10 protein-coding genes and 6 pseudogenes are annotated in these 16,976 nt (G+C 54.5%); 6 read left to right on the plus strand and 10 right to left on the minus strand.

The window, feature by feature from the left end; genetic code table 11:
* The first annotated feature begins 156 nt into the window (after nt 1–156).
* Nucleotides 157–1,005: a 3-methyl-2-oxobutanoate hydroxymethyltransferase gene (locus tag OA238_RS26375; RefSeq protein ID WP_015497524.1), complete on the plus strand. Its 849-nt coding sequence runs from the start codon at nt 157–159 to the stop codon at nt 1,003–1,005.
* A gap of 133 nt (nt 1,006–1,138) precedes the next feature.
* On the opposite strand, the pseudogene OA238_RS26380 reads toward OA238_RS26375, so the two are convergent.
* The 3 pseudogenes from OA238_RS26380 to OA238_RS32320 all read right to left on the minus strand — a co-directional run.
* A pseudogene (locus tag OA238_RS26380) lies at nt 1,139–1,717 on the minus strand (IS6 family transposase); the annotation flags it as partial.
* 47 nt (nt 1,718–1,764) lie between these two features.
* Nucleotides 1,765–3,012 (minus strand): annotated as a pseudogene (locus tag OA238_RS31030) (IS256-like element ISOan6 family transposase).
* Between the two features lie 108 nt (nt 3,013–3,120).
* Nucleotides 3,121–3,201: pseudogene (locus OA238_RS32320) on the minus strand (IS6 family transposase); the annotation flags it as partial.
* Nucleotides 3,202–3,596: 395 nt separating this feature from the next.
* Here OA238_RS32320 and OA238_RS26395 point away from each other — a divergent pair.
* Nucleotides 3,597–4,583, plus strand: coding sequence for a LacI family DNA-binding transcriptional regulator (locus tag OA238_RS26395; RefSeq protein ID WP_015497526.1), 987 nt, complete (start codon nt 3,597–3,599; stop codon nt 4,581–4,583).
* A gap of 71 nt (nt 4,584–4,654) precedes the next feature.
* On the opposite strand, the gene OA238_RS26400 is transcribed toward OA238_RS26395, so the two are convergent.
* Nucleotides 4,655–5,158, minus strand: a complete 504-nt coding sequence (locus OA238_RS26400) for a transposase (protein ID WP_044037713.1) — start codon at nt 5,156–5,158, stop codon at nt 4,655–4,657.
* Nucleotides 5,155–6,706: pseudogene (locus OA238_RS26405) on the minus strand (IS3 family transposase). Before OA238_RS26405 ends, OA238_RS26400 begins: the two are co-directional and overlap by 4 nt.
* A 109-nt stretch (nt 6,707–6,815) precedes the next feature.
* Between OA238_RS26405 and OA238_RS26415 the strand changes: the two are divergent.
* From OA238_RS26415 to OA238_RS31045, 4 genes and pseudogenes are all read left to right on the plus strand, one after another.
* A protein-coding gene (locus tag OA238_RS26415) for an IS6 family transposase (protein ID WP_144055997.1) occupies nt 6,816–7,501 on the plus strand; the annotation gives its coding sequence in 2 pieces (ribosomal slippage) (nt 6,816–7,110 and nt 7,110–7,501; 687 coding nt in all).
* Between the two features lie 142 nt (nt 7,502–7,643).
* Nucleotides 7,644–7,802, plus strand: a pseudogene (locus tag OA238_RS31035) (ISKra4 family transposase); the annotation flags it as partial.
* Nucleotides 7,738–8,028 (plus strand): metallophosphoesterase family protein, encoded by a 291-nt coding sequence (locus OA238_RS33225; protein WP_044037714.1) that lies wholly within the window; start codon nt 7,738–7,740, stop codon nt 8,026–8,028. The pseudogene OA238_RS31035 and the gene OA238_RS33225, both read left to right, overlap by 65 nt.
* 385 nt (nt 8,029–8,413) lie before the next feature.
* Nucleotides 8,414–8,832 (plus strand): annotated as a pseudogene (locus tag OA238_RS31045) (DDE-type integrase/transposase/recombinase); the annotation flags it as partial.
* 70 nt (nt 8,833–8,902) lie between these two features.
* Here OA238_RS31045 and OA238_RS26435 read toward each other — a convergent pair.
* Genes OA238_RS26435 through OA238_RS26455 form a run of 5 tightly spaced genes read right to left on the minus strand, consistent with a single transcriptional unit; the run spans nt 8,903 to nt 16,975 of the window.
* Complete coding sequence (locus tag OA238_RS26435) at nt 8,903–10,324, minus strand: aldehyde dehydrogenase family protein (protein WP_015497529.1); 1,422 nt, start codon at nt 10,322–10,324, stop codon at nt 8,903–8,905.
* A gap of 54 nt (nt 10,325–10,378) precedes the next feature.
* Complete coding sequence (locus OA238_RS26440; RefSeq protein WP_044037718.1) at nt 10,379–12,328, minus strand: oxidoreductase; 1,950 nt, start codon at nt 12,326–12,328, stop codon at nt 10,379–10,381.
* On the minus strand, nt 12,325–12,816 hold the full coding sequence (locus OA238_RS26445; RefSeq protein WP_015497531.1) for a hypothetical protein: 492 nt from the start codon (nt 12,814–12,816) through the stop codon (nt 12,325–12,327). Before OA238_RS26445 ends, OA238_RS26440 begins: the two co-directional genes overlap by 4 nt.
* Nucleotides 12,816–14,912 (minus strand): oxidoreductase, encoded by a 2,097-nt coding sequence (locus tag OA238_RS26450; RefSeq protein ID WP_015497532.1) that lies wholly within the window; start codon nt 14,910–14,912, stop codon nt 12,816–12,818. Before OA238_RS26450 ends, OA238_RS26445 begins: the two co-directional genes overlap by 1 nt.
* Entirely contained in the window at nt 14,909–16,975 is a 2,067-nt protein-coding gene (locus OA238_RS26455; protein WP_015497533.1) for an oxidoreductase, read from the minus strand. The genes OA238_RS26450 and OA238_RS26455 overlap by 4 nt, the downstream gene beginning before the upstream one ends.
* Between the last annotated feature and the right edge of the window lies 1 nt (nt 16,976).

Raw genomic sequence — 16,976 nt, forward strand, 5'->3', positions numbered from 1 at the left:
GTATGCACAGCCATATAATGGGCTTGGCGAGTGTGAAAGCTAGTACTTTGATGTTATTTAAAATACCATCCTAGAGCTTATAAAAACATGAAATGGTAGTTAATTTAAAGTTAAATTATTCTATAACTTTAGGATAGAAATGAACAGGAGGGTTTGATGAAACGTGTGTTCACGATGGTCGGAAATTTCGAGGAACGAAACCTAACGATTTGGGACATTCGTGCCCTCAAGGGGCAGCAAATTCTGACGCAGACTTTGCCATCGTGCCCTGAGGATGCAAGTGCTGCCACAAAAGCTGGTATAGATTTGTTAAATGTCCGTTTTGAGCCGGAATTCCCTCACCGTGCAGCTGCCATAAGAGGGGTATCCCCCAAAACATTCACAACTTTTGCAATGCCTTTAATTGGTGTTTCTTCGTCGCAAGAGGCACTGCGGATGGCACATTCTGCGTTACAGTTGGGTGCGGACTCTATTATGTGCCAATGGAGCCTTGAATTTGTTGAAACGCTCTCGAAAGCGGGTATTCCCGTGCAAGGTCATGTAGGGCTGGTTCCAAGAAAAAGCATGTGGACTGGGGGGCTGCGTGCGGTTGGGAAGACTACAGGCGAGGCAATGTCGATATACCAAGACATCAAAGACCTTGAGAATGCAGGCGCTTGGGCAGTTGAGTGTGAAGTCATGCCCTCGCGCGTTACAGAAGAGCTGAGCAAGAGAACGTCTCTTATCACAGTGTCAATTGGTGCTGGGTCTGCAGGTGACGTCCAATTCTTGTTCGCTCGCGACATTCTAGGGGATGGTCCAGGCCCGTTTCCGCGACATTCAAAGCAATATTGCGACCTAGAATATGCCCGGGCCTCGATGCAGGACATGAGAAAGACTGCTTTCAGTGCGTTTATTGCAGACGTTCATTCAGGTAGCTTTCCGGCCTCGCAGCACGAAGTCAAGATTGACGACGAAGCATACCAGAGTTTGGTTACTGAATTAGATAAAGTCCAAAAGATATAATGCTATACTGGGAGTCCTTGAGTGGTTCTGTCGCAAACTTTTGGGTCTTTCGTTTGTTGGTTGATTTTGCGACATGGTTCTCAAACAAGCAAGCAAAAGGGTGTATCGGATATCGGTTGATTCCTGGACATAATTATGCTGCGAGCTCCGCAAACTGCTGAAACGCGGTGAGGCCGTTGGCATGGAGCTGCCCTTTTCGGATCATGTGCGCGGTCTCGATCCCAGCCAAGGTCGCCTCGGCAGAATGGAAGGCCTTGAAGCCAAGCATCGGGGCCGTGATCCGCTTTACGAAGCGATGGTCCTGTTCAATGATGTTGTTGAGGTATTTGACCTGCAGGATCTTGATGGTGTTGCCTGAGCCCGTGAACTTCAGGATCACATTGATGCTTTGCAGACCCGCCAGATTGGCGCCGCTCTTGTCGATGACGACACGGTCAGGCACGCCATTCGTGCCAATCGCGCGCTTGAAAAACCGACGGGCCGCAGCCTTGTCGCGACGCTCAGACAGCATGAAATCAAGGGTTTTTCCTGTGTTGTCGACCGCCCGGTAATAGTAGGTCCACCGTCCCTTAACCTTGATGTAGGTTTCATCCATGCGCCAAGATACGGCGGTTGGCTTCTTGCGGGACTGCGCTTGTACCGCCATCAGCGGCCCAAACTTAACCACCCAACGGTTCAAGGTTGCATGGTCAACTTCAGCCCCACGCTCCTCCATGAATTTCTGAGTTATTGTCAAATCTGGTGTTTGAGTATTGTTGGTCATGCGGTGATCTGGTCGGGGTTTGTGGTTTCGATTCCGTCTTTGAACGTGACGCCTGTGATGACTTTTGCGAGGTAGTCAAAGCCGCGTAGCTTCCTCCAATTTTGCTCAGCACATTGCCTCAGTTTGAACATCATGTGCAGCATGCCATCGCGTGACAGGCAGCCCTTTGAACGCTTGGTACGATGCCGGATCGTCGCGAAGGCCGATTCAATTGGATTGCTAGTGCGGATGCTTTGCCAATGCTGCGCCGGGAAGTCGAAGAATGCCATGAGTTCCTCACGATCTTTTTGCAGGCATAGTGTGGCCTTGGGATATTTGGGTTCGTAGGTTTTGATGAACAGATCGAACGCCTTTTCTGCATCGACTTTGGTCTCGGCCTGCCAGATGTCGTGCAGCGCGGCCTTGGCTTTTGGCTGAGACAGCTTGGGTAAACAATTGAGCACGTTCATCGTTTTGTGTTGCCAACAGCGTTGATGGCGGGTCTCAGGATAGACTTCGTCCATGGCCGCCCAAAACCCCATGGCACCGTCCCCGATGGCCAGTTTGGGCGCATTCATGCCTCAGCTTTTGAGGTTAAGCAGAACCTCGCGCCAGCTCTGCGTGGACTCGCGCACCCCATCCTCAATTGCCAGAAATCGCTTCTTGCCACGGGCAGTTACCCCAATAATAACAAGGGCACAGAGCTTGTCATCCTCGCCCCGAAGGCCGCTGTGAACGCCGTCGGCCCAGATATAGACGATGGGCTCGTCATCTAACTCAGCGCCTTTCCAAGCCTCGTATTCATTGGCCCAATCGCGTTTTAAACGCGAAACCGTATTAGCCGACAAGCCAACGGCATCTGGGCCCAGAAGAACCTTGAGGGCGGGAGCCATCTCGCCGCTGGAGATCCCTTTGAGGTAAAGCCATGGCAAGGCCGCTTCCAGCGTCTTCGTGCGGCGCACATAGGGCGGCACCAGGGCAGACCGGAATGTCACCGGTGTGCCGTCCTTGGACCGAACCTTTGGAATGCGCACGCTCACAGGGCCAATGCCCGTTTGAAACGGGCGGGCCGGATGATGTCCATTACGCACGACTGCCGCGTGACCGGCATCGGTGCGTAAGCCGGTAAATTGCGCCAAATAACTGACAAGCTCAGCCTCAACTGCTGTCGCGATCAATTGTTGTGCTCCCGTTTTCAGCAACTCCGTCAACGCGTCCGTCATCTCGTCTCGACGCGCAAAATCAACAATGTTAGTAGTTCCCATGGTGGTGTATCTCCTTTGGTTGGGCTGCTGTCTTCCAACAACAATTCAACCAGATACGCCGCCAACCTTCAAACCACTCAAACACCAGATTCAGTCATAGCTCATAGGAACTCCATATCGCACATAGAAATAAACCGCGTACAGGATTACGCTCTTAGGATAATGGGCTCCCTTGAAATCAACCGACATCCGATACACCCTGTTGCTTGCTTGTTTGAGAACCATGTCGCAAAATCAGCCAACAAACGAAAGATCCCGAAAGTTTGCGACAGAACCTTTTGTTCAACTCTAGCCCAAGGCTGGCTTCCATGATCGCCGCAGAGATATAGGAGGCACCACCGGGAGGGTCATTACCGTTCGGTACATCGCCGGGGGCCTCTTTCACCGCCGTTAGATAGCAACAACTCCTTTCTTAACCAAGTTATATTTGCTAGAAATGACTTTGTGTTAAATATACCTCTTATGGGAGCTATTTCACTTAAGCAGATATATGGTAACAACGGTCAGAAATGGAGTAAGACATTACCTTTATTACATCAGGAAAGCGTAGTGGCCGGCGTTCTGGGCGTCCAACTGTCAGTGACGTGGCCGCGCATTCTAATGTTTCAACCGCGACAGTTTCAAGGTGTCTTTCGAAATCGGAACTTGTCCGGCCAGAGGTCAAGTTACGCGTTGAAGCGTCAATTCTGGAGCTAGGTTATGTACTTGATGGAGCTGCAAAGGCGCTTAAGACTGACAAGTCTGAAACTATTGGTGTCATTGTTCCAACACTTGAGATCAGCAGCTTTGCATCTGCTATACAAGCCCTCGAGAAAACACTTTCGGATGCAAATTATACAACAGTCCTAGCGGTATCAGATTTTGATACGGAGAAAGAATTACGGCTGGCCCGAAATCTTGCTCAACAGGGTGTTGATGCAATTATTCTGATCGGTCAGGAAAACGACGACAGGCTTGTCATGTTTCTGGAAAATATACAGATGCCACATGTAAGCTTGTGGGACGTTGGGAAGGGTTCCAAATACCCACACATAGGCTTTGATAACCGTGAAGGTTTACGCCAGATTACTCAATATGTTTTAGATCACGGGCATACAGATGTCGTTCTTGTATTGGGAGGTGGCCCACATGCAAATGCGCGCACTAAACAACGCAGAGCTGGTTTCGAGGATGCAATGACATCGCGAGGCCTGCCCGTGTCTCCTGGCATCATTTACGAAATGCCGTATAATCCGTTTAGCGGCAAAATAGCGCTAGAAAGGATCTGGGGCCTTAGCTCTAAACCCACTGCAATCGTCTGTGCGAGCGACATCCTAGCTCTTGGAGTTCTAAGGGCCTGTAAAGAGATTGGCATTTCTATCCCAAATGATGTTTCTATCACTGGCTTTGATGGGTTAAACATCATGGCCGACCTTTGGGTGCCGGTTACAAGCATGTCAGTTCCAGCCAGAGAAATGGGCGAAGCCGCTGCAACTTACTTGTTGAATATCTTGCAAAACAGACCAACAAAACCCTTGCTGGAACTGAATTGTAAATTAATAGAAGGGGAATCGGTCAAAGCGCTGACTTAACAGCTCCTCGCAGTAAGATCATTGGACAGCCAAAGTATTTATGAAAATATATGAATTTAAGCTATACTCCGTCACTCCAAAACCCGCAGATTTTGTTCTGAGATGATGCTGAAGTTATCAGTGACCTGATTTTGGAAGTTGTGCCATTTCTCTGGGATAATTTTCCGAAAGAACTTCAGAATGGATTCGGTAAATAGCTTTTTCTTGGGATAGGCGCCATTGTGGGTGACGTGTTGGTGCATCATGGCCCAGAGCCTTTCAATTGGATTTAGGTGCGGGCAATAGGGCGGCAGCTGGATCAGGTGGATGCGGCAGCTTTTGCGTGAGAGAAAAGCCCTGACATCCGGCCCTTTGTGGTAAGCGGCGTTGTCCCATATCACATGGATTATGCGTTTATCTTGATTGCGGGCCTCAATCTTGGCCAGCAATTGCACGGCACTCACACCATCTACTGTGATCGGCGCGACGAAAGGCGTATCAAAGGTTTCAAGGTGGTTCTGTCGCAAACTTTTGGGATCTTTCGTTTGTTTTGCGACATGGCGGTGTTTGTCAAAGGTGTTGTCCGCCGATTTCATGCAGCGTCTCTGATTTCAGAGGCGCTGATTTCGTTTTCTGGGTTCAGCCAGACGGGTCCTGCTGGTTGCCAGTTTCGGGTTTTTCCTGACCAGCGTTGCGGGTTTTGCGCGCGAGCAGTGGCATAGAGATTGGCACGATTTGTGAGCGTTGCACGATCATGACCTGCGTGGCGCGCATTCGGCGTGACGAAGCGGATGGCGCTGTGCAGGTGTTCACTATTGTACCAACCAGCGAAGGTTTGGACCCAGGTTTGAGCATCCGCCTTGGTGGCAAAGCCCTTGGTCGGCCAGTCCGGGCGGTATTTGCAGGTTCGGAACAACGCCTCTGAGAAAGGGTTGTCGTTGCTTACGCGAGGGCGACTGTAGGAGGCCGTGATCCCTAGTTTTTCCATCGTCACCTTCATCGTGGCGCCCTTCATAGGACTGCCGTTGTCAGCGTGCAGAACCAAGGGGCGCATCTGACAGCCCTCCGCTAGCACTGCTTGCCGGATCAGAATGGCAGCCAGATCCGCACTTTCACGCTCATGGATGTACAGCCCACGATCTTCCGGCTGAAGATGTCCACGATCAGATACAGATAGAAGAACATGCCTGCGACAGGTCCCGGCATCCAGGTAATGTCCCAGGTCCAGACCTCACAGGGCGCACTGGCCTGATAGCTTGTGGGCTTCTTACGCTTGACTGGGGACTTGGCTCGACCCCGGTGATGCTGCAATCCATTGGCGCGCAGAATGCGGTAGAAACTCGTTTCCGAGGCTAGATACTGCCCCCGATCTGCTAGCTTTGGCACAATCTGACTTGGGGGAAGGCTAGAGAACTCCTTTGAATTACAGACATCTAGAACAGCCGCGCGTTCTGCCGTACTCAACGCGTTTGCTGGTTCCGCACGCGGCACGAGGGGGCGCTTATCAGGGCGAACCTCGCCGTCTTTTGTCCAGCGCCGCAGAGTGCGTTCGCTGATTTCCAACTCGGAACAGGCTTTGGCGCGCTGCGCTCCTGCGGTGACGGCCTCATTGATCAGAGCAACTGCGGTTTGGCGATCTGGGGTGCTGATCATGCGTCCTCTCCGTCCCCCCAGATCGCTGAGGCCTTTTTTCGCAGAACAAGCAGTGCTGCAGTTTCGGCCAGTGCGCGATCCTTGCGAGCAAGCTCGCGTTCCAAATCTTTCATCCGTTTCTTGTCTTCCTTGGTCGCACGCACAAGACGTGCTGCACTCGTGCGGTCCCAGTCGTTGGCCTGCTCGCAAGCAACTCGCCACATGGCAATCTGCGCCGGGTAAAGGCCGCGTTTGCGGCAGTATTCGGCTAGGTCAGCCTCGTTCAGAGCAGCAGTTTCCAACACCGCCGCAAACTTGTCACGTGAAGACCAGCCCTCAGGGCTCGCATCAGCGTCAGGCAAAAGCTGCCCCTTGTTGCGCGCCTCAGCACGCCAGGAGAAAAGCGTCGCTTCCGAAATGCCTTCCTCCCGCGAAAGCTGCCGAATGGCCACGTTGTTCGGCGGAAGCATCCGCTTCAGCACAGCTGCTTTTCGTTCCAGTGAATATCCCATGTCATTGTCCTAATCCGCCCACCTGAAAATTAGAGAAAAATAGAGCAGCGGACAACATCCCTGACAGAGGGGGATGGTTCTCAAACAAGCAAGCAACAGGGTGTATCGGATGTCGGTTGATTTCAAGGGAGCCCATTATCCTAAGAGCGTAACCCTGTACGCGGTTTATTTCTATGTGCGATATGGAGTTTCCTATCGCGACCTGGAAGAAATCATGGAGGAGCGTGGGGCTGAAGTTGTCCATGCAACCTTGAACCGTTGGGTGGTTAAGTTTGGGCCGCTGATGGCGGTACAAGCGCAGTCCCGCAAGAAGCCAACCGCCAAATCTTGGCGCATGGACGAAACCTACATCAAGGTTAAAGGCAAATGGACCTACTATTACCGGGCGGTCGACAACACTGGAAAACCCTTGATTTCATGCTGTCTGAGCGTCGCGACAAGGCTGCGGCCCGTCGGTTTTTCAAGCGCGCGCTTGGCACGAATGGCGTGCCTGACCGTGTCGTCATCGACAAGAGCGGCGCCAATCTGGCGGGTCTGCAAAGCATCAATGTGATCCTGAAGTTCAAGGGCTCAGGCAACACCATCAAGATCCTGCAGGTCAAATACCTCAACAACATCATTGAACAGGACCATCGCTTCGTAAAGCGGATCACGGGCCCGATGCTTGGCTTCAAGGCTTTCCATTCTGCCGAGGCGACCTTGGCTGGGATCGAGACCGCGCACATGATCCGTAAGGGGCAACTCGACGCCAACGGGCTCACCGCATTCCAGCAGTTTGCGGCGCGCGCAGCATAAGTGTGTCCAAAGAACGCCCGCCCTCAATCGTCAAAAACTTTACGACAGAACCGGGCCCGTCTGGTTGAACCCAGAAAACGAAATCAGCGCCCCTGAAATCAGAGACGCCGCATGAAATCGGCGGACAACACCTTTGACAAACACCGTCAAGGCCCTGCGAAAAGCCGCCACCGAATTCCAGACGTATATCGAAAACAACGCATCCACGATCCCAAATTACGCCGAACGCCGACGCTATGGCGAGCGAGTTTCCACTAGCTTTGTTGAAAGCACCGTTAACACAGTGGTCGAAAAACGCTTCGGTAACCCCAGAAGCGCTCAAATGGACCGATTGGTTCCTGACTTTGCCCCTCTGGCTTGAACTAGACGGTTTTCGGCTCGTTCATGCCTGCTGGGTTGACGATGCCATTGCAACTGTTGCAAAGCGTCGACCAGATGGCCCCCTGCGAGTGGAGGACTTGCTGGAGGTTTCGGAAAAGAAAACGAAGTTCGCTAAAGCGGTGGAACGGCTTACCTCCGGCCCATAAGTTGAGTTGCCCAATGAAATCAAGTTTCACGATAAAAACAAGCATCCACGCGGACATGTTCGTATAGTCTGGTGGAAGGCTCAAATTGGAACATGGCGCGAGGTTGCTTTGTCGGTGCCTGATTTGAGCGAACTTCCTGATGCTCCTGTCAGTGGTGCAGAGAATGTCCCTCTATATCGCAATGACGCACCGCCAGTCTTTGTTGGCCATTATAAAATGCAAGGATCTCCAAGGCTCGAAGGCCACAATGCTATCTGTTTGGATTAACCCACTGAACCATGTGTTTACCTTTGGAACGGCGAAGCGCGGTTCACTGAAGATAATCTGAAACCGCTTTAACTGGCTGAATTTCCTCACAGGATTTTGAGCGTAAGTGGTGCAAAATATGTGGCGCGCGGTTGATCACGAGGGTGAAATGCTTGAGCCCTTCGTCACAAAGCAACGGGATCGCAAAGCGGCATTGAAATTCCTCAAGAAATCAACGAATTGGCACGGACACCCACATATATTGGTGACCAACAAGCTGCAATCCTACGGTGCGGCGATGGAGGAAATCGCAATGCCGACAATCAGGAAACTGGCCGCTGGCTGAACAATCGGGCTGAGAATTCCCACCTTCTGTTTCGACGACCTGAGCGAGTCATGCAACGGTTCCGCAGCATGCAAAGTCTGCAGAAATTCGTCGCCGTTCATGCCTCCATCGACAACCATTTCAATCAAGAGCGCGCGCTCTGCAGCAGGGACAATTTCAAGCTGAATCGTGCCGCCGCTCTCGCTGAGTGGCGCCAACTTTGTTCAGCATAGGTTCCGGCGTTTGGCGGCCAACAGAAACTGGTTCGCATTCGTCTGACAGCACCGGCGATCGTGTTCATCTTTATCCAAAATGAAGTGTCTTGATCTCTTGATAATCTTCTAGACCCATTGCGCCTCCTTCACGCCCGTTGCCGGATTGTTTGTAGCCACCAAAGGGCGACCCATAGTTAAAGCCACCACCGTTGATATGCACTGCACCTGCCTTCAGCTGGCCTGCAACACGTTCAGCGCGGTCTGGATCGCCAGTCTGAAGATACGCGGCAAGCCCGTAGGGCGTGTCGTTGGCAATTGCGATCGCGTCCGCCTCGTCCTCGAATGGGATGATGACAAGAACGGGGCCAAAGATTTCCTGCTGTGCAATCGCCATATCGTTACGTACGTCAGCGAAAATGGTCGGCTTAACGAACCAGCCCGCATCAACGCCATCAGGCTTGCCAAGCCCCCCGGCAAGCACCGTGGCACCTTCGTCGATACCCTTGGCGATCATCGCCTGAACGCGGTCGAACTGGATGCTGTCAAAGAGCGGGCCGATATGCTCCCCTTCAAGGGTTGGATCCCCAACGGTCTGGCTGATCGCGGCGGCCTTGGCGATGTCGAGAACCCGTGCGTAACAACTTTTTTCAACCAACATGCGCGTTGGCGCGTCGCAGGACTGGCCGGTATTATACATGCATTCAAGAACGGATTCCGTCACGCGTTCCTCAAGGTCACAATCCGCAAAGACAAGGTTTGGGGATTTACCACCAAGTTCCAGCGTGACGCGTTTGACCGTATCGGCGGCATCCTTGGTGACGGCTCTGCCTGCGCGTGTTGATCCGGTGAACGACATCATCTGGATGTCGGGGTGTCGCGACATCGCCGCCCCAACAGTCGGACCATCGCCGTAAACGAGGTTGAAAACACCCGCAGGAAAGCCCGCAGCATGGATGATTTCAGCATAAATTGCAGCGGACAACGGCGTGTGTTCTGACGGTTTAAGCACGCATGTACATCCGCTGGCCAGCGCCGGAAGAACCTTGAGCGCGATCTGGTTCATCGGCCAGTTCCACGGCGTGATAAGACCGCAAACGCCAATAGGTTCACGCAACAACACATCACCGTTGGCGTGTTCTTCGCGTTCTGGCTGCGCCTCAAGCGCGTCAATGAACCCCTGCAGATGCCCGACTGCTGCGTCTGTTTGCGCGTCTCGGGCCATCGAAATGGGGGCGCCCATCTCAGACGAAATTGCCTGAGCAAGATCCTCGAACCGGTTCTGGGTTTCGTCCAACAGACGCCGCAAAAGATCAAGGCGTTCGGCCTTTGTGGTGCGCGAATAGGTCTTGAGTGCCGCATTTGCCGCCGCCACGGCGCGATCCACGTCTGCGTCGTTCCCCAAGACAATCGTCGCGATCTGCTTTTCAGTCGCAGGATTAAGGACCGCCATGGTCTTATCACTCAACGGAGTGACCCATTCGCCGTTCACGTAGTGTTTTGTCATGTCCATGGTCTTTGATCCTTTTCGGTTTAACGTTTGTTTCGTCGTATCATGTTTATAGGTCTATATTTGTGCAGCAATCTGAAGCCCCTCCAGGACGGCTTCTTCGACGCTGCGCGGGCTGAGACAATCACCAATTAGGTGAAGGTCTTTGATGTGACCTGACAGTTCATCCGCAAGGGCGGTTTCAGGGTCGTGCCCCAATGCCGTGACGACAGTGTCCACGCCGTCCATTATAACGGCCTCTTGGCTTAACGTGTGTTGAAAATAGGCGCTGACGGCATCCGCGCCGAACAATCGCATGTAGGGAATGATGCCCACGCCCAGCTTGTGCAATGTCCCAAGCCACACGTCGCGCGCATATTGCGGGATTGCTTGGCCCACGGTGATCGCGTTGACTGCCAGCCGGACATGGCAGCCATCCCGCGCCAGTCTTTCGGCAAGGCCGAGCCCGATCCAGTCACCACGCCAATCTGCGATGACCACATTGCTCCCGACGTTTGCGCGACCTTGCAGCACATCCCAGGCCTGAACGATATGACCACTTCCCTCCCCCTCCAGTGCAGCTGTGCGGGGCTTTGCGCCTACAGCAAGAATGACGGCATCGGGTTGATGTTGCTCAATCGTTGAACGGGTGGCGCGTATGTTCAGACGGATATCGACGCCAGCGTGAGTGGCCTCGCGCGCTAGATTGTCAGTAACGCCGCCAAACTCGGCCCGCCCGGGCAGCATTTGCGCCAACCGCACCTGACCGCCCAAGGTGCTTTGGGCTTCAAGCAACGTGACATGGTGGCCGCGCGATGCAGCAATGGCCGCAGCCTTAAGCCCGCCGGGTCCACCCCCAACCACAAGGACATTTTTTGGCGATGTCGCAGGCTTAAGCGTGCCAAATTCCAGCTCACGACCGGTCTCTGGGTGCTGGATGCACAAAATCGGATAGCCATTCAGCATATGCCCGACACAGGCCTGATTGCAGGCGACACAGGCGCGAATGTTATCCAGATGCCCGGCCTTTGCTTTGTTAGGCATTAAAGGGTCTGCGATCAGTGCGCGGGTCATACCGCACATGTCAGCTTGACCGGACGCCACGATTTGTTCGCCGATCTGTGGCTGGTTAATCCGTCCGGCAACAAAGACTGGAACATCGACTTTGGCCTTTATCGCAGCGGCCAGTGGTGCGGTATATGCGGTCTCAAAGGCCATGGGGGGCACGATATGGGTTGATCCAGCAAGCCCCGCAGATGTGCCTGCTGTGACGTTCAGATAATCCACCAATCCTTGATCTGCGAGCGACGTGGCGACAGTGATCATCTCATCCGGTTCAAGTCCGTCATGGTCTTTTTCATCTATGGACAGGCGAACACCCACAATCATACCACGACCGGCGCCGGACCTTGCAGCCCGTAGGATGTCACACAGAAATCGCATTCTATTTTCGCGGCTGCCGCCATATGTATCGGTGCGCAGGTTTACTTTCGGATTCAAGAACTGGGCGGCGAGAACGCCGTGCGAGGCGACGATTTCAACTCCATCAAGACCGGCTTTTTTCAGACGGGATGAAGCGTTACTGTAGCTTGCAACAATGTCGGTAATGTCTTGTGTCGTCATCGCACGGGGCATGACGTGAAACCGTTCATTCGGAACTGCTGACGGGGCCAGCGCAACGGCTTGTGTGCCGTCCATGGCGGTCGTCATTTCACGGCCCGGATGGGTCAATTGCGCAAAGACTTTGGCGCCATGCTGCTGGCAGTCGCGCGCGATACGGGCATATCCGGGGATGCAGGCGTCGTCATAGGCGAGGATTGCGGGGCGTCCGGACATGCCCGACACATGTGCGCGGGCGGCCTCAATAATGATCAACCCCGCACCACCTTTTGCGCGCGCTGCATGGTATGCGGCCATGCGTTTGGTTGGCAGGTTGTCTTTTAGCATCACCGTCATGTGCCCTGTCGAAAAGATGAGATTCTTTAGGGTGTGTCCGCGGATCGCGAGGGGTGAGAAAAGATGCTTCATGCGGTGCCGGTGCGCAGGTAGTTTATCAGCGGAGTATCGCTGTCTGGGTCGCCCTTCGCCTCAGCCTCAAGAAATGCGATCGCGGCGATTTCATGGGCTGTCAGCATTTTGAGTTGGGGGAGGTCTTGCGGTGGGGCCAAATCCTCAATCGCGCGAAATTCAGGCATATAGTCCGGAAATGTGCGCCGCATTTCAGAAATGAGCGCCGGCCAGTCAGCCGTCACATTCTGCGCATGCTTATGACCTGAAGCCTGTAAAACGGCGGCGTCGCGCGTGATCAGGTGATATTTAACCAGCAGCGGCGCGGCTGCAGCGGCTGCATACCGTTCGACCTGCGCCATCAGGTGCATTTTGCGCCTTTGTTCCGCCTGACTAAACCTCTCTGCCAATGCATCGAAATAGGCGGATCCTTCGATTTCTTCCTCGTAGAAGCGCTGAAGCATCTCAAGGTAGCCCTCGATCTGGGTTTCAGGCGCAGTTGTTGTCATTAGGTGCGGCCCATTAAGTATGACCCTTCAGGCGTTTCACCAACGTCGACGCGGTCATGGCGTAGTGGTTCATCAGAATCGATTGGTGCATCAAGTTCGCGGGCGTAGCGGTGGCCGGCATAGACCGCAGCGGCGATGATAGCAGGGGCGTCGCAATCTCCGACGCGAGACAGCGTAAATGGTAGTTTTGCGCGATCGCCACCTGCGCCTGTTATGAGGTCATTGTAGAGCGTATCATTCGTCTTGCGTTGGGTTACCATCACCACCGTCCGCACCTTTAAGTCAGTGACCGTGCCGCCATATTCACACGCCAGTCGGGCCGTTTTCCCGTCAAATTCTGTCAGAGATTTTGACAGTTCAATCTCGATCCCCAGCTTCATCAAATGGCTGCGGACACGCCAGCGTTCAGAGGTATTTTCCGCCCACTGCGAGACCACGTCGGCTGGGGTGGCATAGGTGACATCCAGTCCCGCGGCGCGGAGTTTTTCTGCGATGACACCACCAAGGTAATAGCCGTCTTCATCATAGACCAGCGTAGGGCCATCGGGCATTCTGCCATCCATAATGTCGTCTGGTGTTAGGACATGCGCATCAGCGCCGTCCGGCGTGACCGACACATAGCGGTTCCCATTAAAGCGTTCCTTGCGCCAGTGCGCGCCGGTTGCAATGACGACGTGATCGGCCTCAACTGCATGGACATCCTGCGCGGACATCTGGCTTTCGCGGAACACCTCGACATTCGGCATCTTCAACATTTGCTGTTCGCGGTAGTCTTTAACGCGGATGTATTCACTGAGGCCCGGCAGGGTTGCTTCGCGCCGCACGCGGCCACCCAATTCACGGGTGGCTTCTGCCAACATCACCTCATAGCCGCGCTGTCCCAAAGCACGCGCGGCTTCCATACCTGCGGGACCAGCGCCAACCACAAGCACGCGGGTGTCGCTTCCTTTGGGATCAATCTTTTCGGGATGCCAGCCCTTGCGCCATTCTTCACCCATTGTGGGGTTTTGGGTGCAACGGATCGGCACGCCCAAGCTGTCACCGGAATAGCAAACGTTACAGCCGATACATTCACGGATTGCGCCAAGATCACCTGCTTCTATCTTGGCCGGCAAAAACGGATCGGCGATAGATGGACGCGCGGCACCGATCAGGTCTGTCACACCGCGTTTAAGCTGGCTGACCATCGTATCGGGCGATGTGAAACGCCCGACAGTCACGACGGGTTTGTCGGTGATGGATTTCACGAAGCCCATGTAGGGTTCCAACGCGCCTTCTTTGGTGAACCGCGAGACACCCATTTCAACGCCGTAGTCAGCAATGTTGATGTCCCATAGGTCGGGTAGGGGGGCCAACATTTCAAACATATCACGCCGCTCACCCGTGATTGGAATACCGTCCTCGCCGACTTGTTCATCAGCAGCAAAGCGCACGGCAACGGCGCATTTATCGCCGACGGCATCTTTGGTTTCTTCAATCAATTCACGCACCAGACGCACGCGATTTTCCATAACACCGCCGTATTCGTCGCTGCGTGTATTGCGCGCTGGATCAAGGAAATTGGCAAGCAGATAGCCGTGCGTAGCATAAACATAGACCACATCAAAACCCGCATCGCGTGCGCGGATTGCGGCCTTGCGGTGCCAGCGCCGAAGGTTGCGAATATCAGTTTTATCCATTGCGCGCGTCTGAAACGGGTGGCCGACGCTGTTCGGCATGCTGTCAAGATCAAGCGCGACTTCGCGCGTCATCATGTTGGCGCTGCGCGCGCCGCCATACCAAAGTTCCGCCCCCGCAAGGGCGCCGTGGGCGTGGATTTTATCTGTCATCAAGCGATGCGCCCGAATGTCGCTGTCGTTCCATAAAGACGCCGAGACATGCCGCAAGTCGTCAGATGACGGGTGAATTGAGTTGTATTCGGTGCAGATAACGCCCCAACCGCCTTCGGCCTTAACCTCGCGCATACTGGCCAGCATGCGGGGACGGATGTAGCCCATTCCTGTGCAGTGGGGCACTTGGAAAAAGCGGTTTTTGGTTGTCACCGGACCAATCTTAAGCGGGGTGAACAAGATATCGTAGCGGGGATCGCGGGTCATAGCTGTCTTTCACTGTCAATGACGGGGGCAAGTGCTGGAAGTTCGCGGCGGAACGGCACGTTGCCCATTTCGGGTTCCCCGAGTTCACGGGCAAAGCGGTGGCCGCTGTATACGGCAGCCGCGATGGTGCTGGGGCCAAGACAATCGCCGATCCGCGCGAGGTTTGGCAGGCTCGCTTTGGAAAGAACTTGATAAAGGCCGTCAACAGGGCTGCGCATCGTAACCAAAACGGTACTTTCAACTTCAAGCACTGTTGTGGCGTTTGTGTAACCACAGGCCACAGTTGCGGTGCCGGGCGCGACCGCTATAAGGTTATGGGACAGCATCACCTTAACACCCATCCCCATAAGTCGTGCCTGAATACGGTGCTGTTCGAGGGTGTTATGTGCCCACTCTGAGACATGGGTGGACGGCGTAACAAGGGTGACGTCAAAACCGTCTTTGCTCAAAAGTTCGGCAATCAGGCCGCCCATGTAGTAATGGTCGTCATCAAAGACTGTCACAGGGCCAGAAGGGCGTTGCCCCGCCATGACGTCATCCGGGGTCAGGATATTGGACCCGTCTATGATGTTGATTGCGTGCGGGTTTTCGCGGCCTATGCCATCACGGGTCCAATGCGCACCGGTCGAAACAACAACATGATCGGCGCCGAATTCTCGCACGCTTTGTTCGGTCATGTCACTGCTAGCGAACGTTTCCACATTCGCCATCTGGCTGATCTGCCACGTGCGGTAGTCCACCACGCGGCCCCACTCGGCCAGCCCCGGCAGGAGGCGTTCGCTGCGTAACCTCCCCCCAAGGTCTTGCGCGCGATCCGCGAGGGTTACGTCGTAGCCGCGCTGCCCAAGCGCGCGTGCGGCTTCCAGTCCGGCGGGGCCAGCGCCCACGATCAGCACGGATTCTGGCGCATGGGCTTTTGCGATTTTTTCGGGGTGCCAGCCCTTGCGCCATTCCTCGCCCATGGTTGGGTTTTGGGTGCAGCGAATGGGCACGAACGTATTGTCGCCTGAAACGCAGATATTGCAGCCGATGCATTCACGAATGTCTTCAACGCGGCCATCTTCGATTTTCTTTGGTAAAAACGGGTCAGCGATTGAGGGGCGAGCAGCGCCGATAAAATCAAGGACACCATTCTTGATAAGCGACACCATCGCGTCTGGAGACGTGTAACGCCCTACGCCAACCACGGGTTTGCTTGTTACGCTTTTAACCCAGCGGATATAGTCTTCCTGATACCCTGACGCTTTGAACCGCGACGTCGCGCTGTCATTCTCCCAGCCACTGATGTTGACGTCCCACAGGTCAGGAAGCTCGGCGAGCATTTCGACAAGGTCGCGTCCTTCTCCGTCGCTGGTTATGCCATCCGGTCCCTTTAGTTCATCGACTGAAAACCGTAGCGCAATCGCGCAGGTGTCGCCCACCGCGTCGCGCGTGTCTTCAAGAACCTCGCGCAGAAGGCGCGCGCGATTTTCAAGGCTGCCGCCGTAGGCATCCGAGCGCCGATTGCGGTAGGGTGACAAGAAATGCGATATCGTGGACAGTTGATGACCCGCATAAACGTAGATTATATCAAAGCCCGCGTCGCGGGCGCGTACCGCGGCCTCGCGGTGCCAGCGACGTAGATCGTGAATGTCCGACAGGTCCATGGCACGGGCTTGGACAGGATCGGGCATGGCGACAGGAATATGGGAAGGCGCCAGCGGCACGTCACGGCTGTAGCGGTTAGCGGCCATGACGCCGGCGTGGTTTAATTCGCACCCTGCAAGGGCGCCATGCGCATGGACTGCGTCACACATTCGCGCAAAAACGGGGATGTCGCGGTCGTCCCACAGCCTGCCACCCATCCACGGGGAATGATCGCCCGAGGGATGAATTTCGACCTCTTCTGTGGTGACAACGGCCCAACCACCTTCGGCCTTTACGCGACGCATTTCCGCCATAGAGGACGGATAGCTGCGGCCCATCCCATTGCAATGCGGCACCTGATAAAAGCGGTTTTTGGCAGTGACCGGACCGATTTTTACCGGCTCGAACAGCACGTCATATCGGGGATCGCGTGCCACC

This window comes from Octadecabacter arcticus 238, assembly GCF_000155735.2.
In the GTDB taxonomy this organism is placed as follows: domain Bacteria; phylum Pseudomonadota; class Alphaproteobacteria; order Rhodobacterales; family Rhodobacteraceae; genus Octadecabacter; species Octadecabacter arcticus.